General features: G+C 59.4%; 31 protein-coding genes. 20 read left to right on the plus strand and 11 right to left on the minus strand.

Annotated features, from left to right (window positions below; all coding sequences use genetic code 11):
• Nucleotides 1-32 precede the first annotated feature (32 nt).
• From ACR0KL_RS14035 to ACR0KL_RS14050, 4 genes are all read right to left on the minus strand, one after another.
• Nucleotides 33-731 carry a lytic transglycosylase domain-containing protein gene (locus tag ACR0KL_RS14035; protein WP_480554982.1) on the minus strand — a complete coding sequence of 233 codons (699 nt, stop codon included), beginning with the start codon at nt 729-731 and terminating at the stop codon, nt 33-35.
• 73 nt (nt 732-804) lie between these two features.
• Nucleotides 805-1,233 (minus strand): Lrp/AsnC family transcriptional regulator, encoded by a 429-nt coding sequence (locus ACR0KL_RS14040; RefSeq protein ID WP_170679256.1) that lies wholly within the window; start codon nt 1,231-1,233, stop codon nt 805-807.
• A gap of 49 nt (nt 1,234-1,282) precedes the next feature.
• Entirely contained in the window at nt 1,283-2,497 is a 1,215-nt protein-coding gene (locus tag ACR0KL_RS14045; RefSeq protein ID WP_170679254.1) for an MFS transporter, read from the minus strand.
• Between the two features lie 3 nt (nt 2,498-2,500).
• On the minus strand, nt 2,501-2,755 hold the full coding sequence (locus ACR0KL_RS14050) for a metal-sensing transcriptional repressor (RefSeq protein ID WP_170679252.1): 255 nt from the start codon (nt 2,753-2,755) through the stop codon (nt 2,501-2,503).
• A 133-nt stretch (nt 2,756-2,888) separates the two neighbouring features.
• Between ACR0KL_RS14050 and ACR0KL_RS14055 the strand changes: the two genes are divergently transcribed.
• The 7 genes from ACR0KL_RS14055 to ACR0KL_RS14085 all read left to right on the plus strand — a co-directional run bounded on the left by ACR0KL_RS14055 (nt 2,889) and on the right by ACR0KL_RS14085 (nt 7,667).
• A complete protein-coding gene (locus ACR0KL_RS14055) occupies nt 2,889-3,503 on the plus strand; it encodes a ribonuclease D (protein WP_170679245.1) in 615 nt (204 codons plus the stop codon).
• Nucleotides 3,500-4,462 carry a KpsF/GutQ family sugar-phosphate isomerase gene (locus ACR0KL_RS14060; protein WP_480777172.1) on the plus strand — a complete coding sequence of 321 codons (963 nt, stop codon included), beginning with the start codon at nt 3,500-3,502 and terminating at the stop codon, nt 4,460-4,462. The genes ACR0KL_RS14055 and ACR0KL_RS14060 overlap by 4 nt, the downstream gene beginning before the upstream one ends.
• Before the next feature lie 11 nt (nt 4,463-4,473).
• Nucleotides 4,474-5,073, plus strand: coding sequence for an LPS export ABC transporter periplasmic protein LptC (lptC, locus tag ACR0KL_RS14065; RefSeq protein WP_170679241.1), 600 nt, complete (start codon nt 4,474-4,476; stop codon nt 5,071-5,073).
• Between the two features lie 45 nt (nt 5,074-5,118).
• Nucleotides 5,119-5,571 carry an LptA/OstA family protein gene (locus tag ACR0KL_RS14070; RefSeq protein WP_170491440.1) on the plus strand — a complete coding sequence of 151 codons (453 nt, stop codon included), beginning with the start codon at nt 5,119-5,121 and terminating at the stop codon, nt 5,569-5,571.
• Nucleotides 5,571-6,329, plus strand: a complete 759-nt coding sequence (gene lptB / locus ACR0KL_RS14075; RefSeq protein ID WP_170679238.1) for an LPS export ABC transporter ATP-binding protein — start codon at nt 5,571-5,573, stop codon at nt 6,327-6,329. Before ACR0KL_RS14070 ends, lptB begins: the two co-directional genes overlap by 1 nt.
• Nucleotides 6,330-6,581: 252 nt before the next feature.
• On the plus strand, nt 6,582-7,145 hold the full coding sequence (gene hpf / locus ACR0KL_RS14080; protein ID WP_170379957.1) for a ribosome hibernation-promoting factor, HPF/YfiA family: 564 nt from the start codon (nt 6,582-6,584) through the stop codon (nt 7,143-7,145).
• A gap of 57 nt (nt 7,146-7,202) precedes the next feature.
• Complete coding sequence (locus ACR0KL_RS14085; RefSeq protein WP_170679237.1) at nt 7,203-7,667, plus strand: PTS sugar transporter subunit IIA; 465 nt, start codon at nt 7,203-7,205, stop codon at nt 7,665-7,667.
• A 67-nt stretch (nt 7,668-7,734) separates the two neighbouring features.
• On the opposite strand, the gene dalA is transcribed toward ACR0KL_RS14085, so the two are convergent.
• Entirely contained in the window at nt 7,735-8,250 is a 516-nt protein-coding gene (dalA, locus tag ACR0KL_RS14090; protein ID WP_170379959.1) for a divisome-associated lipoprotein DalA, read from the minus strand.
• Nucleotides 8,251-8,419: 169 nt separating this feature from the next.
• On the opposite strand from dalA, the gene ACR0KL_RS14095 reads away from it, so the two are divergent.
• Both ACR0KL_RS14095 and ACR0KL_RS14100 read left to right on the plus strand, forming a co-directional pair.
• The gene (locus ACR0KL_RS14095) at nt 8,420-9,019 is read left to right on the plus strand and encodes a L,D-transpeptidase (protein ID WP_170470964.1); all 600 of its coding nucleotides are present in this window, start codon (nt 8,420-8,422) and stop codon (nt 9,017-9,019) included.
• A gap of 140 nt (nt 9,020-9,159) precedes the next feature.
• Nucleotides 9,160-9,342 (plus strand): hypothetical protein, encoded by a 183-nt coding sequence (locus ACR0KL_RS14100; protein WP_170379961.1) that lies wholly within the window; start codon nt 9,160-9,162, stop codon nt 9,340-9,342.
• A gap of 75 nt (nt 9,343-9,417) precedes the next feature.
• Here the strand turns inward: ACR0KL_RS14100 and hemH are convergent, their stop codons facing one another.
• Together hemH and ACR0KL_RS14110 are read right to left on the minus strand one after the other, a co-directional pair.
• The gene (gene hemH, locus ACR0KL_RS14105; protein ID WP_170679235.1) at nt 9,418-10,467 is read right to left on the minus strand and encodes a ferrochelatase; all 1,050 of its coding nucleotides are present in this window, start codon (nt 10,465-10,467) and stop codon (nt 9,418-9,420) included.
• Nucleotides 10,468-10,523: 56 nt separating this feature from the next.
• Nucleotides 10,524-11,354 (minus strand): methyltransferase domain-containing protein, encoded by an 831-nt coding sequence (locus tag ACR0KL_RS14110; protein WP_170679332.1) that lies wholly within the window; start codon nt 11,352-11,354, stop codon nt 10,524-10,526.
• Here ACR0KL_RS14110 and ACR0KL_RS14115 point away from each other — a divergent pair.
• From ACR0KL_RS14115 to ACR0KL_RS14130, 4 genes are read left to right on the plus strand one after another with little or no spacing between them, the layout of a single operon-like run.
• Nucleotides 11,335-12,099: a double zinc ribbon domain-containing protein gene (locus tag ACR0KL_RS14115; protein ID WP_480554987.1), complete on the plus strand. Its 765-nt coding sequence runs from the start codon at nt 11,335-11,337 to the stop codon at nt 12,097-12,099. The genes ACR0KL_RS14110 and ACR0KL_RS14115 overlap by 20 nt on opposite strands.
• 38 nt (nt 12,100-12,137) lie before the next feature.
• Nucleotides 12,138-12,395, plus strand: a complete 258-nt coding sequence (gene grxC / locus ACR0KL_RS14120; protein ID WP_170379965.1) for a glutaredoxin 3 — start codon at nt 12,138-12,140, stop codon at nt 12,393-12,395.
• Nucleotides 12,395-13,225 (plus strand): carbon-nitrogen hydrolase family protein, encoded by an 831-nt coding sequence (locus tag ACR0KL_RS14125; protein ID WP_480777173.1) that lies wholly within the window; start codon nt 12,395-12,397, stop codon nt 13,223-13,225. The genes grxC and ACR0KL_RS14125 overlap by 1 nt, the downstream gene beginning before the upstream one ends.
• A gap of 14 nt (nt 13,226-13,239) precedes the next feature.
• The gene (locus ACR0KL_RS14130) at nt 13,240-13,680 is read left to right on the plus strand and encodes a MarR family winged helix-turn-helix transcriptional regulator (protein ID WP_170379967.1); all 441 of its coding nucleotides are present in this window, start codon (nt 13,240-13,242) and stop codon (nt 13,678-13,680) included.
• A gap of 397 nt (nt 13,681-14,077) precedes the next feature.
• Here the strand turns inward: ACR0KL_RS14130 and ubiG are convergent, their stop codons facing one another.
• Nucleotides 14,078-14,824 (minus strand): bifunctional 2-polyprenyl-6-hydroxyphenol methylase/3-demethylubiquinol 3-O-methyltransferase UbiG, encoded by a 747-nt coding sequence (gene ubiG, locus ACR0KL_RS14135; RefSeq protein ID WP_170679229.1) that lies wholly within the window; start codon nt 14,822-14,824, stop codon nt 14,078-14,080.
• Between the two features lie 49 nt (nt 14,825-14,873).
• On the opposite strand from ubiG, the gene pip reads away from it, so the two are divergent.
• The 7 genes from pip to ACR0KL_RS14170 all read left to right on the plus strand — a co-directional run bounded on the left by pip (nt 14,874) and on the right by ACR0KL_RS14170 (nt 23,182).
• On the plus strand, nt 14,874-15,851 hold the full coding sequence (pip, locus tag ACR0KL_RS14140; protein ID WP_480777174.1) for a prolyl aminopeptidase: 978 nt from the start codon (nt 14,874-14,876) through the stop codon (nt 15,849-15,851).
• Nucleotides 15,848-16,666, plus strand: coding sequence for an ABC transporter substrate-binding protein (locus ACR0KL_RS14145; RefSeq protein ID WP_170679225.1), 819 nt, complete (start codon nt 15,848-15,850; stop codon nt 16,664-16,666). The genes pip and ACR0KL_RS14145 overlap by 4 nt, the downstream gene beginning before the upstream one ends.
• A 160-nt stretch (nt 16,667-16,826) precedes the next feature.
• Nucleotides 16,827-17,417, plus strand: coding sequence for a ribosome maturation factor RimP (gene rimP, locus ACR0KL_RS14150; RefSeq protein ID WP_170679223.1), 591 nt, complete (start codon nt 16,827-16,829; stop codon nt 17,415-17,417).
• Complete coding sequence (gene nusA, locus ACR0KL_RS14155; RefSeq protein WP_170679221.1) at nt 17,417-19,027, plus strand: transcription termination factor NusA; 1,611 nt, start codon at nt 17,417-17,419, stop codon at nt 19,025-19,027. Before rimP ends, nusA begins: the two co-directional genes overlap by 1 nt.
• 23 nt (nt 19,028-19,050) lie before the next feature.
• On the plus strand, nt 19,051-19,674 hold the full coding sequence (locus ACR0KL_RS14160; RefSeq protein ID WP_170679219.1) for an RNA-binding protein: 624 nt from the start codon (nt 19,051-19,053) through the stop codon (nt 19,672-19,674).
• An 8-nt stretch (nt 19,675-19,682) separates the two neighbouring features.
• Nucleotides 19,683-22,157 (plus strand): translation initiation factor IF-2, encoded by a 2,475-nt coding sequence (infB, locus tag ACR0KL_RS14165; RefSeq protein WP_480777175.1) that lies wholly within the window; start codon nt 19,683-19,685, stop codon nt 22,155-22,157.
• A gap of 260 nt (nt 22,158-22,417) precedes the next feature.
• Nucleotides 22,418-23,182, plus strand: a complete 765-nt coding sequence (locus tag ACR0KL_RS14170) for a caspase family protein (RefSeq protein ID WP_170641892.1) — start codon at nt 22,418-22,420, stop codon at nt 23,180-23,182.
• A gap of 40 nt (nt 23,183-23,222) precedes the next feature.
• Here ACR0KL_RS14170 and ACR0KL_RS14175 read toward each other — a convergent pair whose 3' ends face one another.
• The 3 genes from ACR0KL_RS14175 to tdh all read right to left on the minus strand — a co-directional run bounded on the left by ACR0KL_RS14175 (nt 23,223) and on the right by tdh (nt 26,018).
• Complete coding sequence (locus ACR0KL_RS14175) at nt 23,223-24,050, minus strand: alpha/beta hydrolase (RefSeq protein WP_170679214.1); 828 nt, start codon at nt 24,048-24,050, stop codon at nt 23,223-23,225.
• On the minus strand, nt 24,050-24,925 hold the full coding sequence (locus ACR0KL_RS14180) for a tryptophan 2,3-dioxygenase (protein ID WP_170679213.1): 876 nt from the start codon (nt 24,923-24,925) through the stop codon (nt 24,050-24,052). The genes ACR0KL_RS14175 and ACR0KL_RS14180 overlap by 1 nt, the downstream gene beginning before the upstream one ends.
• Nucleotides 24,926-24,989: 64 nt before the next feature.
• On the minus strand, nt 24,990-26,018 hold the full coding sequence (gene tdh, locus ACR0KL_RS14185; protein ID WP_170679330.1) for an L-threonine 3-dehydrogenase: 1,029 nt from the start codon (nt 26,016-26,018) through the stop codon (nt 24,990-24,992).
• Nucleotides 26,019-26,030 lie beyond the last annotated feature (12 nt).

Here is a 26,030-nt window from a genome sequence, read left to right on the forward strand (position 1 = left end):
GACCGGGCGTTTATGGTGGGCACGCTGACCTCCTAGTTGAATGCGATGAAGGCGGTGGCAGCACCCGCCGCCGGAACCAGAGACCCCAGAGACCCGCCATTGGATTCAACCGGTTGCGCCGGGATCAGCGGGGCTGCGGCGCCGGTGAATGGGTCCCGCGACGCGACGTGAGTTTGTGGTGGAACGGACCCGTCCAGCTGGGTCAGAACGGTCTGGAACCGACCGCGATAAGCCTCGGCCAAAGACGGCGTGCGCGAATGATAGGCCCCGGCGGCGGCGGGCCACGATCCAAGCTCGGCATAGAGGTCTTTGAGAAACCGTGCGGCGTAGGTGGCGTTTTCCTGCGGGTCGAACATCGCGTCGATCGAGCGGAAGGCTTTACCGTGCCAGCGGTAGTTGATCTGAAAACACCCGATGTCAAAGCTGCGCTTGCCGGCTTTGAAAATTCGGAAAACATAGGTTTTTGCCTCAAGCTCGGAGGTGAACCAATAGCCCTGCCCTTCGACATTGATGGTCCAGGGCCAGGGTTGTAGCCGCCCTTCATGGGTGCGCCCCGTCTCAACCCGTGAAATGGCGCGCAACACGTCCAGTGGTACGCCTTCGGACAGCGCGGCGCGGCGTGCGGCCTGATCGCAGATATCACCCGTTCGGGCATCCGGCATGGCACGCCCGACCTGCGCAATCAGCGCAAGCGTCAGCACAAAGACAATCGAGACGAAACAATGGGGCATTCTGCCGGTCCGGGATTCGGGTCATTCCGGGCCAAGCTAGCCAGTCATCAGTTTACAGAGGGTTATCGCCCCATCATTTTCGGTCGATCCGACGTCCGAACACGACGCTGGTATTGGTGCGCAGAACGCCGGGGATTTTGGCCAGTTCATCGACCAGAATATCCAGATCCTCGATCCGGGGGGCCTCGGCGGAGAGCAGCAGGTCAAACTCGCCATTGATCGACAGGCATCGTTTGACCTCGGGATAGGCTTCAAGCCGTTTGATGATGCGGGTGGTTTCCTTTTGCTGGACCTCAAGCATTACGATCACCTGCACGCGCGGGGTATCGTCGGTGGCGTGCAATTGAACGGAATAGCCCGCAATCACGCCGCGGTCTTCCATGCGTTTGATCCGCTCATGCACGGTAGTGCGGGCCACACCCAGCTTGGCCGCGATATTCGTGGTCGATTCACGGGCATTGTGCTGCAGCGCGGTGATGATGCGGCGGTCGAGCTGATCCATGGGGCCTCCGGCAGGGTCGCTCTGGTTTACGGCAGAAGCGCCCGGAGGCTCAAGGCTTCTGCGCAGAGGGTGCTTTGTCGGACCGCGGCCAGATGATCAGTGCAGCAGCGATGCCTAAGGCAGAAACGCAGGTTGTGGTGGTCATGACCACGGTTGCGCAGAAACGGGTCATCAGCCATCCCGATAGCGGATAGAGGACCAACCAACAGGCATGGGATAGGGTGAACTGGGCGGCAAATACGGCGGGTCGGTCTTCGGGCCGGGCCGAGCGGGTCAATAGGCGGCCCGAGGGGGTCAGGGTCATTGAATAGCCGAAGCCCACGCAGGCCCAGAAGGCCGTGAGCAGCGGTAGGGTGAGTGCTCCGGATGTCATGGCTGCTCCGGCCATGGCCAGCACGCCAATTGTCGCCCCGGTCAGCATGACCCGGCGGTCCTTGAACCGATCCAGCAGAGAGGGAAGTACGAAGGCCGCGATCATCGAGCCGCCGCCGAATCCGGCCAGAGCTATGGCCACGGCGCTTTCGGACAGGCCCAGATCCGCGCGCACAAGGACCACAGTATTGACGATCACCATAGAGCTCAGCGCCGCTGCAGACCAACTGAGTGCCAGAAGGCCGCGCAAACGTGTTGTCGACAGATAGATGCGGATGCCGCGCGTTGTCCGTTCGTATATTCCGCGTCGCTCTGCGGGTTTGGGCGAGGGCAGAAAAACGGACACCACCAGCAGCGCCGAGGCAATAAACCCAGCTCCGGTCCCCCAAAACAGCGTGTCAAAACTGACAAAGACCAACAACGCAGCCGCCAGCATTGGGCTGAGCAGGCTTTCCAGATCGTAGGCAAGGCGCGACAAGGACAGCGCGCGCGTGTAGTCCTGTTCATCCGTCAGGACGTCGGGAATCGTAGCCTGAAACGCGGGGGTGAACCCGGCCGAGGCCGATTGCAGGACGAAAATCAGTACATAGATCTGCCAGACCTCGGATACGAAGGGCAGGCACAGTGCGACCGCAGCCCGTATCAGATCCAGCACCACCAGCATCCTGCGCCGGTCGAGTTGTTCTGCAAACGCCGCCGCCAGCGGGGCAATCCCCACATAGGCGACCATCTTGATGGTCAGAGCCGTGCCCAACACCATCCCCGCAGCCTCGCCCGCCAGATCATAGGCCAGAAGGCCCAAAGCGATCGTCGCCAACCCGGTCCCCGTTAACGCAACGACCTGAGCTGCCAGAAGGTGGCGATAGGTGCGATTTTGCAGGACACTGAGCATTGGTCAGAGGTACTTTGTAATGGTTTTGAAATCTTCGATGGCCGATCCGTCCTCGGATGTCAGGCAATGGTCGATATGATCGTGGATAAGAACCCGCTTGGCATTGGTGATTGCTTTCTCGACCGCAAACAGTTGCTGGGCAACGTCGGAGCAGGGCGCTTGATCTTCGAGCATGGCAATGACTTTCGCCAGATGCCCATGCGCCCGTTTCAGGCGGGCGGTGATTAGCGGGTGCGATTCATGCGTGTGATCAGTCATGGCTTATCCTTATCCCCCCCATAGGGATAATATCAAGCCCACAAAGCGACAGAATGCCCGGCTACAGGCTCAGCGTTGAGTTTACCGGATAAACCGCCTATCTCGGGGTCGAGACCGCACAAAGGAAACCTCTGTGGCAAACCACCTTTATAAAAACGACCTGCCTGAAGGGCTGGACCTTGGGCCGTTCGTGGCCATCGACTGTGAAACCATGGGGCTGAATCCGCATCGGGATCGCTTGTGCGTGATCCAGATGTCTGGCGGCGACGGCAACAGCCATATCGTTCAGGTTGAAAAGGGGCAGACCGAGGCTCCGAACCTCTGCGCCATGCTGGAAGACCCCAACGTGCTGAAACTGTTCCATTTCGGGCGTTTCGATATCGCCGCGATGTACCACGCCTTTGGGGCATTGGCCGCACCGGTCTATTGCACCAAGATCGCCAGCCGCCTCGTGCGCACTTATACCGACCGCCACGGGCTGAAAAACCTGTGTCAGGAGTTGATCGGCGTCGATATCTCGAAGCAACAGCAGATGAGCGATTGGGGCGCCGAGACCCTGTCTGAGGCCCAACTGGAATACGCGGCTTCGGACGTGTTGTACCTGCATCGCCTGCGGGATGAGCTGAACAAGCGGCTGGCCCGCGAAGGCCGGACCGAGATGGCGCAGGCCTGTTTTGACTTCCTGCCGATGCGTGCGAAACTCGACCTCGCAGGCTGGCCCGAAACTGATATTTTTGCGCACTCATGACCGATACCGAAGCATTCCTGAAAACCGCCCGTCAGGTTGTCACCGATGAGGCCCGCGCACTGGACGCGCTGGCCGAAAGCCTGAACGAGGATTTTGCCGAAGCGGTGCAGCTGATCCTGCAGGCCACCGGTCGCATCATCATCAGCGGTATCGGCAAGTCGGGCCATATCGGCCACAAGATCGCGGCCACATTGGCCTCGACCGGCACGCCCGCCCATTTCGTCCACCCCGCCGAGGCGAGCCACGGTGATCTGGGCATGGTGTCCAAGGATGATGTGGTTCTGGCGATCTCGAACTCCGGCGAAGCGCCGGAGCTGGTCAACCTTCTGGCCTTTACGCGCCGATTCGGCATTCCGCTGATCGGTCTGTCCAGCAAGCCGGAAAGCACGCTGATGAAACAAGCTGACGTGCATCTGCTGATCCCTTCTTTGGGTGAGGCCTGCGGGTTCGGCATGGTGCCCTCGATCTCGACCACGCTGACGCTGGCTATGGGCGATGCCTTGGCGATCGCGCTGATGAAGCACCGTGATTTCAAGCCAGAGGACTTCCGCGCCTTCCACCCCGGCGGCAAACTCGGCGCGCAGCTGTCCACGGTGCGCGACCTCATGCATGCCGATTTGCCCGTGGTGCGGTCCGGTACCTCCATGAGCGAGGCGCTGCTGGTCATGAGCCAGAAGAGCTTTGGCGTAGTAGGTGTGACAGATGATGCGGGTCGACTGTTGGGCATCGTGACGGATGGCGACTTGCGCCGCAACATGGACGGGCTTTTGAACAAGACCACGGATGAGGTCATGACCCGCGATCCTCTGACCATCGCGCCTAACGCCATGGCGGAAGAGGCCGTAGGCATCATGAATGACCGCAAGATCACATCGCTGTTCGTGGTCGATCCTGAAGCGGATGGGCAGGCGCAGGGTCTGTTGCACATCCACGACTGCCTGCGCGTCGGTCTGGGTTAGGGAGCGATACGGTGGATCGCTATTCCCGCATGGTTCAGTTCCTCAAGGTGCTGCTGCCTCTGACGGCGATTGTCTTGCTGTCCACCGTTTTCCTTCTGTCTCGCAGCATCGAAACCGATGTCTCGGTGCCCTTCTCGCAGGAGGATATCGAAGATCGCCTGGCCGGGCAGGTCATTACGCAACCCAACTACCGCGGTACCACCAAAAAGGGCGAAGAGGTACAGATTGAGTCGACCAGGGTGACCCAAGGGTCCGAGGGCGAAGAGCCGACGGCGGCGCAGTTTCGCGGGCGGTTCGGGATGCTGAACGGTGGTGAGATCAAACTGGATTCCAACTCGGGCCTGATCCGGCCCGATAAGGGGACGGCGACTTTTGTTGGCGATGTGGTGATTACCACCTCGGACGGCATTAAGGTCACGACCGACCTTTTGAATACATCGCTGGAAGAAATACGTGGCGACACTCCCGGTCAGGTCGATGGCACCGGCGTCATCGGAACATTCTCTGCCGGTCGTATGCAATTTGGCACTGAAAAAAAGGACGGACCGGTCCATATTCTTTTTACAGACGGCGTGAAGTTGGTATATGAGCCAACAAAAGCAGAAAGATAACCTGTGATCTATTTTCGATTTCTCTTTGTTTGCATGGCTCTGTTGATGGGCCCGGTTTCTGCCATCGCACAGGAAGCGCAGGTTGCATTCGGTTCGGTCAAGGCCGACCCCAGCCTGCCGGTCGAGGTGACCTCGGACTCACTGAACGTCAATCAAGAGGATGGATCGGCCGAGTTTCTCGGCAATGTGATCGTGATTCAGGGGGAAATGCGCCTGTCGGCTGAGCGGGTTCTGGTGATCTACAGTCAGGACCGCTCATCCATTGAACGGATGGAAGCGACCGAGAATGTCGTTCTGGTCAGCCCTCCGGATGCCGCCGAAGGGGATCAGGCGGAATACACCATCGACACAGGTGTGATCGTGATGAAGGGCAACGTGCTGCTGACACAGGGGCCCAGCACGATCAGCGGCGACCAGATGGTTGCGAACCTGACCTCGGGCACCGCAACGATGACGGGCCGCGTCAAAACCATTCTTCAGCAGGGTGGCGGAAACTGATGGCCGCCCCAACCTTGTCTGTCGCGGAAGGAAGCGCAGGTCTGCGCATCGATAAACTGCGCAAATCCTATCGGAAAAAAACTGTGATCCGGGATGTGTCCATGACGCTCGACCGGTCCGAAGTAGTCGCACTGCTGGGTCCGAACGGGTCGGGTAAGACGACGACCTTTTACTCCGTCGCCGGGCTGGTTTTCCCCGAAGCCGGTAAGGTCACGATAGACGGGCAGAATGTCACGACGCTGCCGATGTATCGCCGCGCTCGTCTTGGGATCGGCTATCTTCCGCAGGAGATGTCGATTTTTCGCGGCATGAGCGTCGAGGACAATATCGCCTCGGTTCTGGATATCACCGTCAAGCACGCCCATCGCCGGAAAGAGCGGTTGGAGGAGTTGCTGTCGGATTTCTCGATCGAACACCTGCGCCGCGCGCCCGCGCTTGCCCTGTCCGGTGGTGAGCGGCGCCGGGTAGAGATCGCGCGCTGTCTGGCCGCCGATCCGAAATATCTGCTGCTTGATGAACCCTTTGCTGGCGTTGACCCAATCAGTGTGGGGGATATCCGGCATCTGGTGGCTGATCTGAAGAAGCGCGGGATTGGCGTGTTGATCACCGACCACAACGTGCGCGAAACGCTCGAGATCGTGGATCGCGCCTATATCCTGCATGACGGGCAGGTTCTGATGTCAGGTACACCTGACGAAGTGGTCGAGAACGAAAACGTGCGCCGGGTTTATCTGGGCGAAAACTTCCGTATTTCATAGGGTTGGGCGATTTTTCGCCGGACGCTTCGCGGAAATCGCGTATATACAGCTCTGTTTTGATTGACTCTTCCGCCGCCTCTTGTCTCAATTGGGGTATGGCATTTATTCGGTTCCAGTCTGGATCTCGATACCCCTTCACTGAAGGGCTGGGACGGCAGCAACCGATCAAAATGTCGATATCCCCCACCCGATAAAAACAAGCATGTTGCGTGACGCAACGTCAGAATGGGTGTGAATTGTGAAGGAGATCACATGCGTTACCAAATCAGCGGAAAACAGATCGACATCGGTGCGGCCCTGCAGACCCACGTGCAGACCGAACTGGGCGAAGTTGTTGGCAAGTATGCCCAGCGCCCGACCGACGCCAATGTCGTCTTTTCCCGTTCGGCGCATGAATATGTATGCGAAACGACTGTACATTTATCTACCGGCCTGACCGCTCAGGCCAAGGCCCACGCAACCGAGATCTATGCAGCGTTCGAGGCATGCTGTGACAAGATGGAAACACAGTTGCGCCGCTACAAGCGCCGCCTGAAGGACCATCACAAGGATCGTTCTGAGCCTGTTGAACTCTTTGGGGCGTCCTCTTATATCCTCGCCTCTGACGAATCGAACACGGCAGATGAACCCGAATCGCTACAGCCCATGATTGTGGCTGAGATGGAAACAAAGATCCCATCGCTCAGCGTTGGTGAGGCCGTAATGCAAATGGAACTTGCCGGAGCGCCGGTGTTAGTGTTCCGGAATGAGAACAAGGATGGGTTGAATGTCGTGTATCGCCGCGATGACGGCAATATCGGCTGGATTGATCCTTAAACAGGCAAGTTGAGAGAGGTCGGCCTTAGCACGCAAAGGCCGCTATGGAGCATGATCATGGAGCTTTCGAGCATTCTCAAGCCCGAAGCAGTACGTGTGTTATCTGCCGCATCTAGCAAGAAGCGGCTGTTTCAGGAAATCGGCGACGTTGCTGCCAGTGCTTTGGATCTGGATACCCAGATCGTCGTGGATTGCCTGCTGGAGCGCGAAAGCCTCGGCCCCACGGGTGTAGGTCATGGCGTGGCATTGCCACATGCGCGGCTGGGCGGGATCGAGTCGGTCTCAGGCGTTTTTGTGATGCTTGAGAAGCCGATCGACTTTAGCGCGGTTGACCGCCAGCCGGTGGACATCGCCTTTGCGCTGTTTGCACCTGAAGAGGCGGGTGTGGATCACCTCAAGGCTTTGGCACTGGTGTCGCGCACTCTGCGTGACAGCGCGGTTTGCGCCAAGCTGCGGGCGAACCCTGATCCGGTCAAGCTTTACGCGATCCTTACCGAAGCGCAGTCTATGCAAGCCGCCTAAAGCCTTGTGAAATTGAAAAAAGCCCGCGAAAACCGCGGGCTTTTTTGTTTTGGGAGGGGGAGGGTTGTTAGCCGCCGGTTCCCATTTCCAGCGTCCACCAGATCTTACCGCCGTTTTCCTGATGCCACGCAAAGCCCATCTGCGTCGCCTTGGGGTCCAGGATTACAGAACGGGGGCCGGGTTCCTGCATCCAGGCGGCCAGTGTCTCGGTTTCCGTCTCATAGGTTTCCGAGATCGCCTCACCCAGGAACGTCCCGAAATAGCCAACGCGTGCCGCTCGGTCGATCGGGGAAGAGCCATCCGATCCGAAGTGCCAGGGACGATTCTGTCGGGCCATATCTTTGGAATGCGTCGCCGCAGCCGCGTTCAACTGAGAGTTCAGTTGCACGGACTGCAAGCCCTGCGCCTGCCGCAGTGCATTCACCGAATCGAGCATGCGGAACTGCAGCTTCTCGGGGTTGCCACGGATTTTGTAGACTGAAGGTAAGGGGCGCCCATCGGCACCCAGCGCCGTGGTGCTCGTGTCGGTACATGCCGCCAAGGCGACAAGGCAAATCAACAGAAAAGAAAAGATACGCGTCATGATCGACCTGATTATTGTGTCGCTAACGGGCATAACGCGCTAGGCTGTCTTGAGCAAACGCACAATGACCATACCCTGCATGATTCTGCCGGTTTGGTTTGCGACTGAAGCATTCTGGCAATAAAATGGGCCAGATTTTCCATTTCGCCATAACGAAGGACCTTTTGTCATGGTTAAAAAGCACATTCCTCTTTCGACGCGCCGGGGGTTTCTGGCCGGAGCCTCGTCTCTGCTGGCCGCGCCTGCGATCGCGCAGTACATCCCGGGCGACCCGCTACGACCTGCACCTGAACCCGAAGCGCCGGTCCGGCGTAATGTCTCAGGATTCCGCGCTCAGGACTGGCGGCCTTATTTCTCGAACACCAGAAACGGGGCCATTCTTGTCGATACCACGTCACGAGCGCTGCATTATTGGTCAAATGATCAATCTGTATACAAACTCTACCCCTCTTCGGTTCCTTTGACCGAGGAGATGACCCGTCGCGGGCGCACCAGCGTCATTCGCAAGGTTGAGGGGCCAAGCTGGTCTCCGACGCCGTCGATGAAGAGACGAAACCCTGAATGGCCCGATTACATCCCGCCCGGCCCCGATAACCCATTGGGAACGCACGCTTTGTATCTGGGGTGGAAGTATTACCGCATCCACGGTACACATGACACGCGCAAGATCGGGCGGAAATCTTCGAATGGCTGCATCGGCCTGTTCAACGAAGACATCGCCGAGCTGTTCTCAATGGCGAAGGTCGGCACGCAAGTGTTGCTAATTTGACGACATTTTCGCTCACCGACTCGATTAATCGGCAAGTTGCAATTGCATTCCAACCGCTTTGCTGATTAGAAAAATATCACGAGGTAAGTCTTAGATGTGCGGTTCCGCGGACTGGAGCCGTGCAGATTCTGGAGGTTAATATGAAAAAACTCGTTCTCGCCGCTGCACTGACCGCTGCTGCTTCGACCGCTTATGCCGGTAACCTGGAAGAGCCGGTTGTTGAGGCACCTGTTGTTGTTGAAGAAACCCAGGGCACGTCGCAGGGCATCATCCTGCCGCTGATCCTGCTGGTTGTAGTTGCCGCAGCTGTTGCAGCAAGCTAATTCGACGAGCAATATCCAGAGAAAAGGCGGTGGAGCTTTCCACCGCCTTTTTTCATGTCCAGTTGTCGGGGCTGGTTAGTCCAGCCAGCCGTTCAGATTGTCTTCGATGATCTTGCCCAAAGCGGCGATATGCGAATCATCGTCATTGAGGCAGGGAATATAGGTGAAGTGTTCACCGCCGGCCTCTTCAAAGCTTTCCTTGATCTCTTCATTGATCTCTTCCAGCGTCTCGATGCAATCGGCCGAGAACGCCGGTGCAATAACCGCGATGTTCTTTTTACCCTGTTTCGCCAGATCGGCCACGTGGTCGACCGTATAGGGCTTCAACCACTCCTCGGGGCCAAAGCGCGACTGGAAGGTTGAGACCAGCTGATCGTCCGACCAGCCGAGCCGCTCTTTCAGCAATCGTGAGGTCTTGACGCATTGGCAGTGATAGGGATCGCCCTGCTGCAGATATCGTTCAGGCATCCCGTGGTAGGAGCAGACCAGCACGTCCGGCTTTGTCTCCATCTTGGCATAGGCGCGTTCGACGGATTGGGCCAACGCCTCGATATAGGTGTCGTCGTCGTAGTAGGCGGGTACCGTACGGCTCGCAGGTTGCCACGGTTCCTCCATCAGGCAACGGAAGAACTGGTCATTGGCGGTTGCCGTCGTGGCACCGGCATAGTGCGGATAGAGCGGGAAGAACAGGATGCGGTCACAGCCTTCTGCCACCATATTCCGGACCTTGGATTTGGTAGACGGATTGCCGTAGCGCATGCAGAAATCGACTATCACCTGATCGCCATAGCGAGCCTGCATCGCATCGCGCAGCTTGGCGGTCTGGTCCTTGGTGATCGTCATCAGCGGGCTTTCACCCTTGTCATGATTCCAGATCGACTTGTAAGCCTCACCCGAGCTAAAGGGGCGCTTGGTCAGGATGATCGCCTGCAGAATCGGCTGCCATTTCCACGCCGGGTAGTCGATCACTCGGCGGTCCGAGAGGAACTCGTTCAAATAGCGGCGCATTGGCCAATAGCTGTAGTGATCGGGCGTGCCCAAATTGGCCAGCAGGATGCCCACGCGCCCCATTTTAACCTTGGGGTGGTCGGCTGGTGCATGCACGGGGCGTGTGGCGTCAAACATTTGGGTCTTCCTGCATTTTCTAGGTCTGGCCTGAGATAAGGGGAAATGTCCGGTCGTCAATCGGACAGTTTGCCCTCGCTGGTACCAAGGGCTTCGGCAAGGCGCATCCGGGCGGATCCGGGGCGCAGCGGTTTGGGTTGGCTGTCGTCGGGCGACCAGCCGGTCAGGCAGATCAGCTCGAACGTGGCGGGCAGGCGGCCTTGAGGTGTCGCGAAATGTTCTGCGTAGATACTCTGCGCGCGTTCGAACACCTTGCGGCGGGTCGGGGATTTCAATCGGTTGGTCAGCACGTTGGTCTCGGCCATCGCGCGCAGGTCCTGCATCAGATGGGTCAGGTCTCGATATTCCGCAGTCATAGGCACCGCATCCGCCACCGGCAGCGCCAGCCCAGTGCGTTGCAGCAGAGCTCCTAGATCCCGCAGCTCTCCCATCGGAGCGATTCGGGGGCTGAGGCCACCGGTCACCTCAATCTCGGCCTGCCCAAGGGCGGCGCGCAGCTGATGCAGGGTCTCTCCGCCCAGACAGACGGTCAATAGCAGCCCATCCGGGCGTAAGGCGCGGTGACATTGGATCAGTTGGCCGACCGGGTCATTGGCCCAATGCAGGGCCATGGCGTGAACCACCAGATCATGCGTGCCAGGCGTAAGCTCCAGCGTTTCTTCATCCGCCACGAGCGTCGCGCCGGGCATTGCATCCTGCCAGATATGCGCAAAAGGGGTCACAATCGCAGGCGCCGTAAAGGTTCTGTTAACCATGCTTAGCCGATCCTGCACCTCGTCTACAGCGGCGCGGTGCAGGAATAGGGCCTCATCCCTAACCCGCGCGCGGCGGTGGCGCTGGGTGGCGCGGTCAAACAGAGAGGGTGCATTGGACGCAGGCATTTTCATACCCCGCAGGTATCGCATTTGGCCCCGAGTTCAAACAGCGTTGCACCTGATCTATCCCCCGCGATGCATGAGCTGCGGAGAGCTGACCGAATCCGACTTTGGCCTGTGTGCAACATGTTGGCGGGACACGCCGTTCATCGGCGGCACGGTCTGCGACAGTTGCGGCATGCCCGTCCCCGGCGAAAGGGACGGCTTTCGGATCGACTGTGACGATTGCCGAAAGACGCCTCGCCCGTGGAAGGACGGGCGCGCAGCGCTGCTGTATAAAGGGCGGGCGAAATCCCTGATCCTGGCGTTGAAACATGGCGACCGGCCCGAACTGGCGAAACCCGCCGCGCGCTGGATGGCGCAGGCGGGCCGAGAGGTTCTGAAGCCCGACATGTTGATCGCTCCGGTTCCGCTGCACTGGTCCCGCCTGGTGAAACGGAGGTATAACCAATCGGCGCTTCTGGCGCAGCATCTGGGGCGCGAAACGGGGTTGCAGGTCTGCCTGGACCTGCTGGTTCGAACGGCGCGTACGCCGGTTCTGGACGGCAAAACAGCCGCCCAGCGTGCTGATGCACTGGATGGGGTCATAGCGCCGCATCCCAAACGAGATCAGCGCATCAAAGGGCGTGATATCCTGTTGGTGGATGACGTGATGACCTCAGGTGCCACGCTGGCGGCCTGTACGCAGGCGTGTCTTGCCGCTGGGGCAAATCATATTTTCGTGTTGGTGCTGGCGCGCGTTGCCAAGGATGCCTAATTCGCACAAGATCGTGTGAAACCCGAAGGGACGGATTTATGAAACCTGTTGAAATCTACACATCGCCTCTGTGCGGCTTCTGCCACGCGGCCAAACGCCTGCTGAAGCAAAAAGGGGTCGAGTTCAAGGAAATCGACGTATTGATGCACCCCAAGCGCAAGCCCGAGATGATCAAACGTGCCGGCGGCAAACGCACCGTGCCGCAGATCTTCATCGGCCCCGATCACGTTGGCGGCTGTGATGACCTCTATGAGCTCGACCGTCAGGGCAAGCTGGACCGTCTGCTGGCGGCGTGATGAAGACCGCTCTGCTGCAAATCACCTCGTCGGACGATCCGGCTGCGAATCTGGAAATGGTTCGCGCCATTATGGCCGAGGCCGCCGAGCAAGGCGCGCAGTTCATCCTGACCCCCGAGGTCACGAATTGCGTGTCCAACAGCACCACCCGGCAGCGCGAGGTGTTGCAGCATGAGGAAGACGACACAACTCTGGCCGGTCTGCGGGCGCAGGCCGCTGAGTTGGGTGTTTGGCTGCTGATCGGCTCGTTGGGGATCAAGACCCATGATGCAGATGGCCGTTTTGCCAACCGGTGCTTCATGATCGACCGCAAAGGGCAGATCGTAGCGCGCTATGACAAAATCCACATGTTCGATGTGCAGGTGACCGAGACCGAAACCTTCCGCGAATCGGCCAATTACCGCCCCGGCGACAAGGCCGTCATCGCCGAGACAGATTTCGGCAAAGTCGGCCTGACCATCTGCTATGACATCCGCTTTCCGCATCTGCATGCCGCTTTGGCGCAGGCCGGGGCGCGGATTTTGACCGTCCCGGCGGCGTTTTCGCCTGTCACAGGGGCCGCGCATTGGGAATCGCTGCTGCGCGCACGCGCGATTGAGACCGGCTGCTGGGTTCTGGCCCCCGCGCAAACCGGCGCCCATCCCAAAACGCGGGGCAAAACCCGCCACACCCACGGTCACAGCATGGTCGTCGCCCCTTGGGGAGAGGTTCTGATCGACGCAGGGACCGATCCGGGCATTCACTTTTTCGAATTGAATGATAGTTCTGTGTCCGAGGCGCGCCGTCGCGTGCCCTCATTGACCCATGTGCGGGCTTTTGACGGCCCCTGAACCAGAACCGGACCATGACAGACGACACCAATGCCCTTGCGGTCACGCTTTTCAGCGAGATCCTGACCGCCGACCAGCTATTGCGTAACCGGCTGAGCCGGGTGCTGCCCAAGGGCATGGAAATCTCGCATTTCTCGGTGCTGAACCATCTGGCCTATGCCGGAGGAGAACGGACGCCCGCGCAACTCGCCAGCACCTTCCACGTGACCCGAGGCGCAATGACCAACACTTTGGCCAAGCTGGAATGGGCCGGCTACATCCACATCCGTCCCGACTGGGACGACGCCCGCCGCAAGATGGTCGCGATCAGCCCCGCTGGCCGCCGCGCGCGCGATCAGGCGATTTCCTCGATTGCTCCGCTGATCAACCGCGTGGTTGGAGAGCTGGGGTTGGAGCGCGTCCGCAGCACGCTGCCCGTATTGAGGGATTTGCGGTTGCAGTTGGAGGGGGAGTAGCGGTGAGAAATGCCACTCTGCACCAGTAATGGATTCTTGAGGGCGCGAGAGGACCTTGCTCAAGTCTGCAGGTTCATATCTTTCGCGAATGGGGCAACCTCTAACTTTCAGTAGAGAATATACGCCAAAATTCCGTCATAGGAATTCGCACGCTAGGCATATAACCATCGACGATGGTTTCAACAGCATGATGACAATAGGCGCCTATACCAGCCCGGTTGTCGGAATCGGAGTTCCGGCGTTCTCTTTGATCGCAAGCATGAACACTCCAATCGCAATGAGCGCAAAAAATATGCACGCTAAGCCCAACACGCTTCCGACAAGCGGATTTCGATCATAGAGCGGAAGGAACCACCCAATTGTCCAGTTGCTGATCGGTCGCATATTTGTGCTGAGACTACCCCGGGTTCAAACTCGCCGTCACATAGTTCACGCTCAAATCCCTGTCTGAGATCGACCAGCTCCAGAGGATCGGGTTGAAGACGAATCCCTTGCGGTCCACCGGCTCCAGCCCTGCTTGGCGTAGTAGTTCGAACAGCTCATCGGGGGTGATGAACTTGTTCCACTCATGTGTGCCGCGTGGCAGCCAGCGCATGACAACCTCGGCCCCGAAGATGGCCATGGCATAGGATTTCGGGTTGCGGTTGATGGTCGAGCAAATCTCGAGCCCGCCGGGTTTCAGCAATTGTTGCGTGGCGGTCAGGTAGCTTAGCGGGTCGGCAACATGTTCGACCACTTCCATGTTCAGCACAACGTCGAACTGCTCGCCTGCAGCGGCCATGTCCTCGGCGGTGGTGTGGCGATAGTCTATCTCAAGGCCCGATTGCTCGGCATGGATGCGCGCGACGGGCAGGTTGCCCTCGGCGGCGTCGGCCCCCACCACCTCGGCCCCAAGGCGGGCCATGGGTTCGCTCAGCAGCCCTCCGCCGCACCCGATATCCAGAAGGCGCAGACCCTCGAACGGCATAGGCGCGGTCAAGTCGCGGTCAAACTCACCCGCGATCTGTTGTGTGATATAATCCAGTCGGCACGGATTCAGCATGTGCAGAGGCTTGAATTTCCCATGCGGGTCCCACCATTCCGCTGCCATCGCCTCGAATTTAGCGATCTCGGATGGGTCGACCGTGTTCGGATGCGCTTGCATTCCTGTCTCCGTGTGCTCTTTTACGTCTTAAGGACTATATAGGGCCATAATGGACAAGTACCCGGACCAAAAGCGCGCAGTGCAATATCTCTACCCGCCGATCGATCCTTTTGATCAGCGGTTGGTTAGTGTGGGCGATGGGCACCAGATTTATATGGAGCAAAGCGGCAACCCCGACGGGGTGCCGGTGGTTGTGCTGCATGGGGGACCAGGGGGTGGCTGCAGCCCCGCGATGCGGCGGTATTTTGATCCACGTGTCTTCCGGGTGATTCTGTTCGATCAGCGCGGATGCGGGAAATCGCGGCCCCATGCCTCGGTCGAGGACAACACGACGTGGCATCTGGTTGAGGACATCGAGCGACTGCGGTCGCTGTTGGATATCGACGAATGGACCGTGTTTGGAGGTAGCTGGGGCGCGACTCTGGCTTTGATCTACGCGCAGGCGCATCCTGATCGCGTCAGCCGTCTGGTTCTGCGCGGCGTGTTTCTTGCGACACAGGCCGAGCTGGATTGGTTCTATGGCGGCGGCGCGGGCAAGTTCTGGCCCGAGCAATGGGCAAAATTCACCGCCCTGCTGTCCGAGGAAGAGCTGTCGGATACAATTGCGGCCTACAACAAACGCCTGTTCTCGGGCGACCGGGCAACCGAAGTTTTGTATGGGCGCGCTTGGTCGGCGTGGGAGAACGCCTTGGCATCGATCCATTCGAACGGATCGACGGGCGAAAGCCCCGGTGAATACGCGCGGGCCTTTGCGCGGCTCGAGAATCACTATTTCACCAACAATGCCTTTCTGCAGAAGGATGGGCAAATTCTGGATCAGATGGATCGCATCGCACATATCCCCGGGCATATCGTGCAGGGGCGCTATGACATGATCTGTCCGCCCCAGGCGGCGTGGTCGCTGGCCGAGCGCTGGCCCAATGTCGAACTGAAAATGGTTCGCCATGCAGGTCACGCCCTGTCGGAACCCGGAATAAGTGCCGAGCTTGTCCGCATCATGGACCGCGTGGCCGAGGGGGTGGCATGACCCGGATGGACCGCCGTGCTCTGTTTGCATCGGGTGCTGCCGCCGCGCTGCTGGCGGCCACCGGGGCGTCTTTGGCCGATACTCCGAAGAAAGGTGGCGCGCTGCGGCTGGCAGTTCCGCGCGATGACAGTTTGGAACAGTTGGCCCGTGGGGCCGTGTTCGACACCCTGACCGAGATTGCACCGGATGGCACATTGCGCGGAGAGTTGGCGATTGGGTGGCAGACCGAAGACAATGCGCACATCTGGCGATTTGATCTGCGCCAAGACGTCTCGTTCCACAATGGAACGGCGCTGCACGCTGATGATATTGTGGCCGTGCTGGCTGAACTTGGTCAGGCCGAGGCCCTGGCCGCTGATCACGTGCGGCTGGAACTGGCTGAGGCCAATCCTGGTCTTCCCTTCCTGCTGGCCGACAGCCGCTTTGTCGTAGCGCGCGATGGGCAGGCGGTGACGCCTTTACACGCGGCCAACGGGACCGGATGCTACCGGGTCGAGCGGGCCGAGGATGGGCGTCATTTCCTGGGCCGCAAAGTTGCCGGGCATTACAAGGACGGTCAGGCCGGTTGGGCCGATACAGTGGAAATCATCGTGATCCCTGATGCGCGCGTCCGCGCCGAAGCCTTGCGTGACGGATATGTGGACATTGCCGCCCTGCCCGAAAGAGGCGAACTGAAATCCCAGCGGGGGCTGCGCTATTACCCGAGCGAATCGGACATGGCGCTGGCCGTGGCGGCTCAGGTGGGAATGCCAAGGCAGATCGGTAAAGCGACGCTGGATGATGGCCGTATCGCCGAACGGTGGTGGTTGGCGTAAATCCGATCACGAATTGCGCCGGGGGTTGCAGACTCGGGAACTCCTGCGTATATGCAGTTGCAACAGCGGCGCGTTGAACTTCTGGTTCAAGGCTCCACCGGAAAATTCGACGGGCCGCGCGCCCGTTTTTTTGTGCCCGATCCATAGGGTAGAGAACCTGATGACAAACGACCTGATAGCCAAAGCGGCCATTGACCGGCGACTTGCCGAGATCATCACCCCCGTGATCGAGGATCTGGGGTATGAGCTTGTGCGCATCCGTTTGATGAGCGGCAAGCAAACCACGCTGCAGATCATGGCCGACAAGCCCGATGGCGGTATCGAAGTGGATGACTGCGCCGAGATTTCCAACGCGGTCAGCGCTACGCTGGATGTCGAGGACCCGATCCTCGATGCCTATACGCTAGAGGTCTCGAGCCCCGGTATTGATCGCCCTCTGACCCGTCTCAAGGACTTTGAAAATTTCGAAGGGTATGAGGCCAAGATCGAAACTGCCGAGCTGATCGACGGTCGCCGCCGCTTTAAGGGTGAATTGGCCGGGATCGAAGGGGATGAGGTTCTGATCAACATCCCCGAGGGGGCTGAGACGATCACCATCGGTCTGCAATTCGACTGGCTGAGCGACGCCAAGCTGGTCCTGACCGATGAGCTGATCAAGGAAATGCTGCGCCAGCGCAAAGACGCGGGTGCCCTGAACGAAAACGCTTTCGACGAGATTGAGACCGAAGGGTCCGAAGAGGAGACGAACTGATGGCAATCACCTCAGCCAACCAGCTGGAGCTGCTGCAGACCGCCGAGGCCGTGGCCCGCGAAAAGATGATCGACCCCGGTCTGGTTGTCGAAGCGATGGAGGAATCGCTCGCCCGTGCCGCCAAGAGCCGTTACGGCGCGGAAATGGACATTCGTGTCTCCATCGATCGCAAGACCGGCAAGGCGACCTTTACCCGCGTCCGCACCGTGGTCGAGGAAGAGGAACTGGAAAACTACCAGGCCGAGATGACCGTCGAGCAGGCACGTCAGTACATGGAATCGCCCGAGGTTGGCGACGTCTTCGTGGAAGAAGTGCCGCCGGTTGAAATGGGCCGTATTGCTGCTCAGTCCGCCAAGCAAGTGATCCTGCAGAAGGTTCGCGAGGCCGAGCGTGACCGTCAGTACGAAGAATTTAAGGATCGTGCTGGCACCATTATCAACGGTGCGGTCAAGCGCGAAGAATTTGGTAACGTCATCGTTGATCTGGGCGGTGCCGAGGCTGTTCTGCGCCGCAATGACAAGATCGGCCGCGAAAGCTATCGCCCGAATGACCGTGTGCGTGCCTATATCAAGGAGGTCCGCCGCGAGGTTCGTGGCCACCAGATCTTCCTGTCGCGCACCGCGCCGGAATTCATGGCCGAGCTGTTCAAGATGGAAGTGCCGGAAATCTATGACGGCATCATCGAGGTCAAGGCCGTGGCCCGTGACCCCGGCTCGCGCGCCAAGATCGCCGTGATCTCGTATGATGGTTCGATCGACCCTGTAGGCGCCTGCGTTGGTATGCGCGGTAGCCGTGTGCAGGCCGTTGTGAACGAGCTGCAGGGCGAAAAGATCGACATCATCCCGTGGAACGAAGATCAGCCGACCTTCCTGGTGAACGCGCTGCAGCCCGCCGAGGTCTCCAAGGTGGTTCTGGACGAAGAAGCCGGCAAGATCGAAGTTGTGGTGCCCGAAGAACAGCTGTCCCTCGCTATCGGTCGCCGTGGTCAAAACGTGCGTCTGGCCAGCCAGCTGACCAACCTGGACATCGACATCATGACCGAGGCCGAGGAATCGGCGCGTCGTCAGAAAGAATTCGAAGCTCGCACCCAGCTGTTCATGGACAGCCTGGATCTGGACGAGTTCTTTGCCCAGCTGCTGGTTTCCGAAGGCTTCACCAACCTCGAAGAGGTTGCCTATGTTGAGCTGGACGAACTGCTGGTCATCGACGGCGTTGACGAAGGCACCGCCCAGGAACTGCAGGCGCGTGCCCGCGATTTCCTTGAGGCGCAGGCCAAGGCCGCGCTGGATGCCGCGCGCGCTCTGGGTGCCGAGGACAGCCTTATTGAATTCGAAGGCCTGACACCCCAGATGGTCGAAGCGCTGGCCAAGGATGATGTGAAGACGCTCGAAGACTTCGCAACCTGTGCCGACTGGGAACTGGCCGGTGGCTGGACCACGGTCGATGGTGAGCGTATCAAGGATGACGGTGTGCTTGAGCCGTTCGGCGTAACGCTGGAAGAGGCGCAGGATCTGGTCATGACTGCTCGTATCATGTTGGGCTGGGTTGATCCGGACGAGCTGGAGCAGGCAGAAGAAGACGTCGAAGCCGAAGAGGAGGCCGAGGCCTGATCTCAGGGCCTCGGGTGGCTGAGATGGGTCGCGGTGGCGTCCATAAGGATCGGTCCGACGGACCTGAGCGCAAGTGCATCGCCACGGGCGAGGTTCTGCCCAAATACGGGCTGATCCGCTTTGTGACGGGGCCGGATGGTCAGGTCTATCCCGATGTCGCGGCGAAATTGCCGGGGCGCGGGGTCTATGTGGCGGCAGATCGCGCGGCCTTGGACAAGGCGGTCAGCAAAAAGCTGTTCTCACGCGGGTTCAAGGCGCAGGTCACGGCCCAAGCCGACCTGGCCGATGAGGTCGAAAAACAAGTCGCGCGTCGTGTGGTTGAGCTTCTCAGCCTGGCGCGCAAGTCCGGCGATGCGGTCGCCGGATACGAAAAGGTCAAGACGTGGCTGGACCGGGAAGAGGCTCAGGTACTGATTCAGGCCAGCGATGGATCGGGGCGCGGTAAGTCGAAACTCAGCACGCCGCACTTCGGAAAATACATCGGATGGCTCACGGCGGACGAGTTAGGGGCGGCATTTGGGCGCCAAACCGTGATTCATGCGGCGCTGGCCTCTGGCGGACTCGCCAAACGTGTTGTAGAGGAAGCGCAGCGCCTGCGTGGCTTGCGCGAAACGGATGACGGCGGCAGGGGCCGCGCGGAAGGGTAAGAAGCTTTATGAGCGATAATGACGGCAAAAAGACATTGGGTCTTCGTGGCGGGGCACGCCCCGGAAATGTGAAACAGAGTTTCAGCCACGGACGCACCAAGAATGTCGTGGTGGAAACCAAACGCAAACGCGTGGTGGTCCCCAAGCCGGGTGCCGGAAAGCCGGGTGGCGGAGCAACGCCCTCGGGTGATCCGTCGCGCCGTCCTGCCGGGATCTCCGACGCGGAAATGGCCCGCCGGATGAAGGCATTGCAAGCCGCCAAAGCGCGCGAGGTCGAAGAGGCCGCCGCTCGTGAGGCAGCTGAAAAGGCGCGTGAAGAAGAACGCGCCCGTCGCCGTGCGGAACAAGAGGCCAAGGAACGCGAACAGCGTGAGGCCGAAGAGAAAGCCCGCGCCAAGGCCGAAGAAGAAGAGCGCAAGCGCCAAGAGGCGGAAGAAGCTGCCAAACGCGCTGCTGCCGCCCCGGCCCCGGAAGAGCCCAAAGCGGCCCGTAGCCCGGCCAGCAAGCCTGCACCTGCGGCTGCTCCGCGCAAACAGGATCGTGAGCGTGAACAGCGCGGTCGTGGCAAAGGCCGCGACGACAACCGCCGCTCAGGCAAGCTGACACTGGGTCAGGCCACCGGTGGCGAAGGCAACCGCCAACGCTCGATGGCCGCGATGAAGCGCAAGCAAGAGCGTGCGCGTCAGAAAGCTATGGGGGGTTCGGTCGAACGCGAAAAGGTCATTCGTGACGTTCAGCTGCCCGAGGCCATCATGGTGTCAGAGCTCGCCAACCGTATGGCCGAACGTGTGGCTGATGTTGTTAAGTCGCTGATGCAGATGGGCATGATGGTTACTCAGAACCAGACCATCGACGCTGACACAGCGGAACTGATCATCGAGGAGTTTGGCCACAAGGTCACTCGTGTCTCCGATTCGGACGTTGAAGACGTCATCAAAGAGGTCGAAGACAGCGAAGACGATTTGCAGCCGCGTCCGCCAGTCATCACAATCATGGGTCACGTTGACCACGGTAAGACATCGCTGCTGGATGCAATCCGCGACGCGCGCGTTGTTGCAGGTGAGGCCGGTGGCATCACCCAGCACATCGGAGCGTATCAGGTGAAAACCGATGGCGGCACCACGCTGACCTTCCTGGATACCCCGGGCCACGCGGCGTTTACGTCGATGCGTTCGCGCGGTGCTCAGGTCACGGATATCGTGGTTCTGGTTGTGGCGGCAGACGACGCCGTGATGCCGCAGACGATCGAGGCGATCAACCACGCGAAGGCGGCCGGAGTGCCGATGATCGTGGCGATCAACAAGGTCGACAAGCCAGATGCAAATCCGGACAAGGTCCGTACCGATCTGCTTCAGCATGAAGTGATCGTCGAGAAAATGTCGGGTGAGGTTCAGGATGTTGAAGTCTCTGCCATCACCGGTCAGGGTCTGGATGAACTGCTGGAAGCCATCGCGCTGCAGGCCGAAATTCTGGAGCTGAAAGCCAACCCCGACCGCGCCGCCCAAGGCGCTGTGATCGAGGCGCAGCTGGATGTGGGTCGCGGCCCCGTGGCCACCGTTCTGGTTCAGAACGGCACGCTGCGCCAAGGCGATATCTTCGTTGTGGGTGAGCAATACGGTAAGGTCCGTGCGCTGATCAACGACAAGGGTGATCGCGTGAAGGAAGCCGGCCCCTCGGTTCCGGTCGAGGTTCTGGGTCTCAACGGCACACCCGAGGCCGGTGACGTTCTGAACGTGACCGAGACCGAAGCGCAGGCGCGTGAGATTGCTGCCTATCGTGAGCAAGCCGCCAAGGACAAACGCGCCGCCGCCGGTGCCGCGACCACCCTTGAGCAGCTGATGCAGAAGGCCAAGGAAGACGAAAACGTCACCGAGCTGCCGATTCTGATGAAGGCGGACGTACAAGGTTCGGCCGAAGCCATCGTTCAGGCGATGGAAAAGATCGGCAACGACGAGGTGCGCGTGCGCGTTCTGCACTCGGGTGTAGGTGCGATCACCGAGACGGATGTCGGTCTGGCAGAAGCCTCCGGCGCACCGATCTTCGGGTTCAATGTCCGTGCCAACGCGTCTGCGCGGAACACCGCAAACCAGAAGGGTGTAGAGATTCGCTATTACTCGGTGATCTATGACCTCGTGGATGACGTGAAAGCCGCCGCATCCGGCCTGCTGAGCGCCGAGATCCGCGAAAAGTTCATCGGTTACGCCGAAATTCGCGAAGTCTTCAAGGTCACCGGCGTCGGCAAGGTTGCTGGCTGTCTGGTCACCGAAGGCGTTGCCCGCCGCTCCGCAGGTGTCCGCCTGCTGCGCGACAACGTGGTGATCCACGAAGGTACGCTGAAGACGCTGAAGCGCTTCAAGGACGAAGTGGCCGAGGTTCAGTCGGGTCAGGAATGCGGTATGGCGTTCGAGAACTACGACGATATCCGCGCAGGCGACGTGATCGAAATCTTCGAGCGCGAAGAAGTCTCCCGCACGCTGGACTGATCCGGTTACACAAGTAAGTTTGAAAACAGCGGCTCGACTTGGGCCGCTGTTTTTTTTGGCAAATCGCGATCTACGTCTATTTTTTGGTTCAACGTGTTCCTCGTTACATTCAAGCTCTGCACTGGGCTGTAACAAGTTCGTATATGGACTTTCGAGCCCCGGTCTTGATTTACTGTTGGTCGTGATTGAACGGACCCGCAGCACTTAAGGGCCAAACGAAGAGACCTGCTTTTCTCGTTCGACAGGATTTGGAGATAGACTTGACGCGTATTTTTAAAGCACTCTGCTTTGTCATCACCCTGATCGCCGGGCCCGCATTGGCCCATGAACGGTTTGCCCTCGTGATCGGGAATGCTGGGTACACAAGTGTCCCCGCCCTCGACAACCCTGTGAACGACGCGCGCTTGATGAGCGAAGAGCTGCGCGGTGCAGGATTTGCGGTCACGACACTGACGGATGCAAGCCGCGCAGAGATGGAGCAAGAGGTCGAGGCTTTTGCCAGCACCGTGCGCGCAGCGGGGTCCGAGGCTTTGGCAGTGTTCTATTTTGCCGGGCACGGGGTGCGCAGTGATGATTTCAACTACCTGCTTCCGCTCGGCGTGAACATCCAGTCCGAGGCTGATATTGCGGATCAGGCTGTCCCGGCCGAGTGGGTTCTGGATCGCATTCACACACCTCAGGCCGTGAGTGTCATGATTCTGGACGCGTGCCGCGACAATCCTTTTGGAAGTGAAACGGACGGTGCACTGGATGTCGGCGACGGGCTTGCGCGTATGACAGCCCGCACCAACAACCTGATCGCTTATGCCACCGGACCCGGCGACGTCGCACTGGACGGGACCGGAACCAACAGCCCCTACACAGCAGCCATCGCACGTGCGATCGGGACCAGAGGTCTCACCCTTGAGCAGATGTTTGATCAGGTGCGCACGGATGTGATCGGCGAAACGGACGGAGTGCAATCCCCTTGGGCCCGGTCATCCCTGAACATACGGATTGGCATCAAGGACCCGAGTTTGAATTGACAGGGGCCAGCACTGGGCATTGCGAAGACTAGGGCGTTCCCTACTGCTTTGAAGATGTGAACGTCCCGGGATGCATGATGATGTCGAAATGCTGCATCCCCTTTTTCAGATCGAAGCTGACAGAATGTCCGGCCTTGCGCAGGTGCTCGGCGTAGTCGCGGCTTTGACGGATGAATTCCGGGGTGTCCCTCTCGGCCACGGTCACGTGGTAGCGCGGTCCGGGTCGTGGCACGTGGCGTATGGGGGAAAGGTCGTTGACCTCAACCGGTGTCAGTTGCAGCGGATCGTTGACCGAGGTCAGGCTGATCGGTTCCAGATCGTAGACGCCGCTGATCAGGATCACGTCGCGCACCCTCAAGCCGGCGCGGGCCAGAGCGTTTGCAGACTGCGCCATAACCATGCTGGCCAATTGCGCACCGGCGCTGTGCCCTGACAAGGTGATCCGGGTCGGATCAAACCCCAGGGACTTAGCCTGCGACGCTAGCCAGAGCAGCGCATCGCGGCACTCGTCGATCATGTCCGCGATGCGGGCATCAGGGGCCAGAGTATAGTTCAGTGTCGCAAAAGCCTGACCCGCTTCAATCAGCGCCGGTGCCATCATGGCGGACTCGCGCTGGCTAAGGGCCTGCCAATAGCCGCCATGGATAAACACATGCAGCGGCGCGCCTGCCTCGGCCGCTGGGAAATAATCCAGAACCTGTGCGGGGCCTGCACCATAGGTCAGATTTTCCTGAACCGTCAAACTGCCCCGCGCCTGAGCGCTGAGGGCACTATAGCTGGCAATGTAAGGCGTCAGATCACCGCCGATCATAGATCTCGGCGAATATTCCTGTTCCAGTTCAGCCTGTGAAAACCCGCGATACAGCATCAGTCCCCCGCATAGATCAGTTCTGTGCGCATATCATACAAATCGTGGAAGAAGCGCAATTCCAATGCTTTGCGTAAGAAGCCGACGCCGCTGGAGCCTCCTGTTCCCGGTTGCATCCCGATGACACGTTCAACGGCGGTCGCGTGATCGAACCGCCACCGTTGGAACAGGCATTCCACATCCATCAGCTTCTCTGCCAGCGCGTAAAGCTCCCAGTGTTTTTCGGTCTCCCGAAAGACCTGAACCCAGATTTTGACCACCCGAGGATCGCCGGAGTAGGGCTGCGCATAGTCCCGTTCCAGCAGGTCCTGTGGCACGTCAAAACCTTGGCGGGCCAGCATGTGCAGTACCTCGTCATAGAGCGACGGCTTGGTAAGGGCTGCGTTCAGCATTTCCATCACTTCGGGATCATGGGCGTGAACCTTCAGTGTCGAAGGATCCTTGTTGCCCAGAATGAACTCGATCTGGCGGTAGCCATAGCTTTGGAACCCGGAGGAACTGCCAAGCGCCTGCCGAAAGGTCATGTAGTCGGCGGGCGTCATAGTCAGCAGGGTTTCCCAGGCCGCGATCAGCTGATGTTGAATGGCTTTGATGCGGTCGAGGTTTTTCATCGCCGGACCAAACGCGTCCTGCTGCAGGAATCGGCGTACCTCGACCAGTTGATGGTGCATCAGTTTCAGCCACAGCTCGCTGACCTGATGGATGATGATGAACAACATCTCGTCGGGCTGGGCGGGGTCCTGAAACGTCTTCTGCAGGTTCAGCAGCGTCTTGAGTTGCAGAAAATCGCCATAGCTTTTGCGATGGGTCTCGGTGAAATCGGTGACCAGAGAGTCTTCGATCCCGCGTTCCAGATACCTGTCAGTGTCGCTCATTTGCTCCTCCAAACGCCTGAGGTTACCCGATGTGTAAGGGGTCAGCCCGCGCAGCGCCAGAGGGTCAGGTCCAGTCGAGAACCACCTTGCCGGATTGACCAGATTTCATGGCCGCAAACCCTTCGGCAAAATCGTCGACTTTCATCTGATGGGTGATCACGCGGCTAACATCCAGGCCGTTTTGCAGCATGGCGATCATCTTGTACCAGGTCTCGAACATCTCGCGCCCGTACACGCCCTTGATGGTGATGGCCTTGAACACGATGCGGGACCAATCGACCGGGGACTTGCCGGGCGGAATACCCAGCAGGGCAATCTTGCCACCCATAACCAATGCCTCGACCATTTGGTCCAGCGCGACTTGCGAGCCGGACATTTCCAGCCCCACATCGAAACCTTCCTTCAATCCCAGCTCGGCGATAACATCCTGCAGGTCCTCTTTGGAGACATCGACTGCGCGAACCGTTGGCACCACATGTTCGGCCAGTTTCAGGCGGTCGGGGTTGATGTCGGTGATGACCACATTGCGGGCACCTGCGTGGCGGGCGACGGCTGCGGCCATGATGCCAATCGGTCCAGCGCCTGTGATCAGCACATCCTCCCCTAGCAGATCAAAGCTGAGCGCGGTGTGAACGGCGTTTCCCAGCGGGTCGAGAATGGCTCCGATTTCGTCAGGCACGTCGTCGGGCAGGGGGACGACATTGAAGGCCGGCAGTTTCAGGTATTGCGCAAACGCGCCTTGTTCGTTGACGCCTATGCCGCGCGTTCCGGGGTCGAGGTGGAACTTGCCTGCGCGGCTCTGACGGCTGTCTGTTCCGATCAGGTGCCCCTCGCCCGAGCAGCGCTGCCCGATCTCAAGCCCGGTTACGTTGCGGCCGATCTCGACGATCTCACCCGCGAATTCATGGCCGGTGATCATCGGAACGGGAACGGTTGCTGCGGCCCAGTCGTCCCAGTTCCAGATATGAATGTCGGTCCCGCAGATGCCGGTCTTGTTGATCCGGATCAGCACCTCATCCGGGCCGATCTCGGGCACCGGGGCCTGTACCATCCACAGGCCTTCCTTGGGTTCGGATTTTTCCAGTGCTTTCATTGTATTGGGACG

This window comes from Ruegeria sp. C8 (assembly GCF_056537565.1).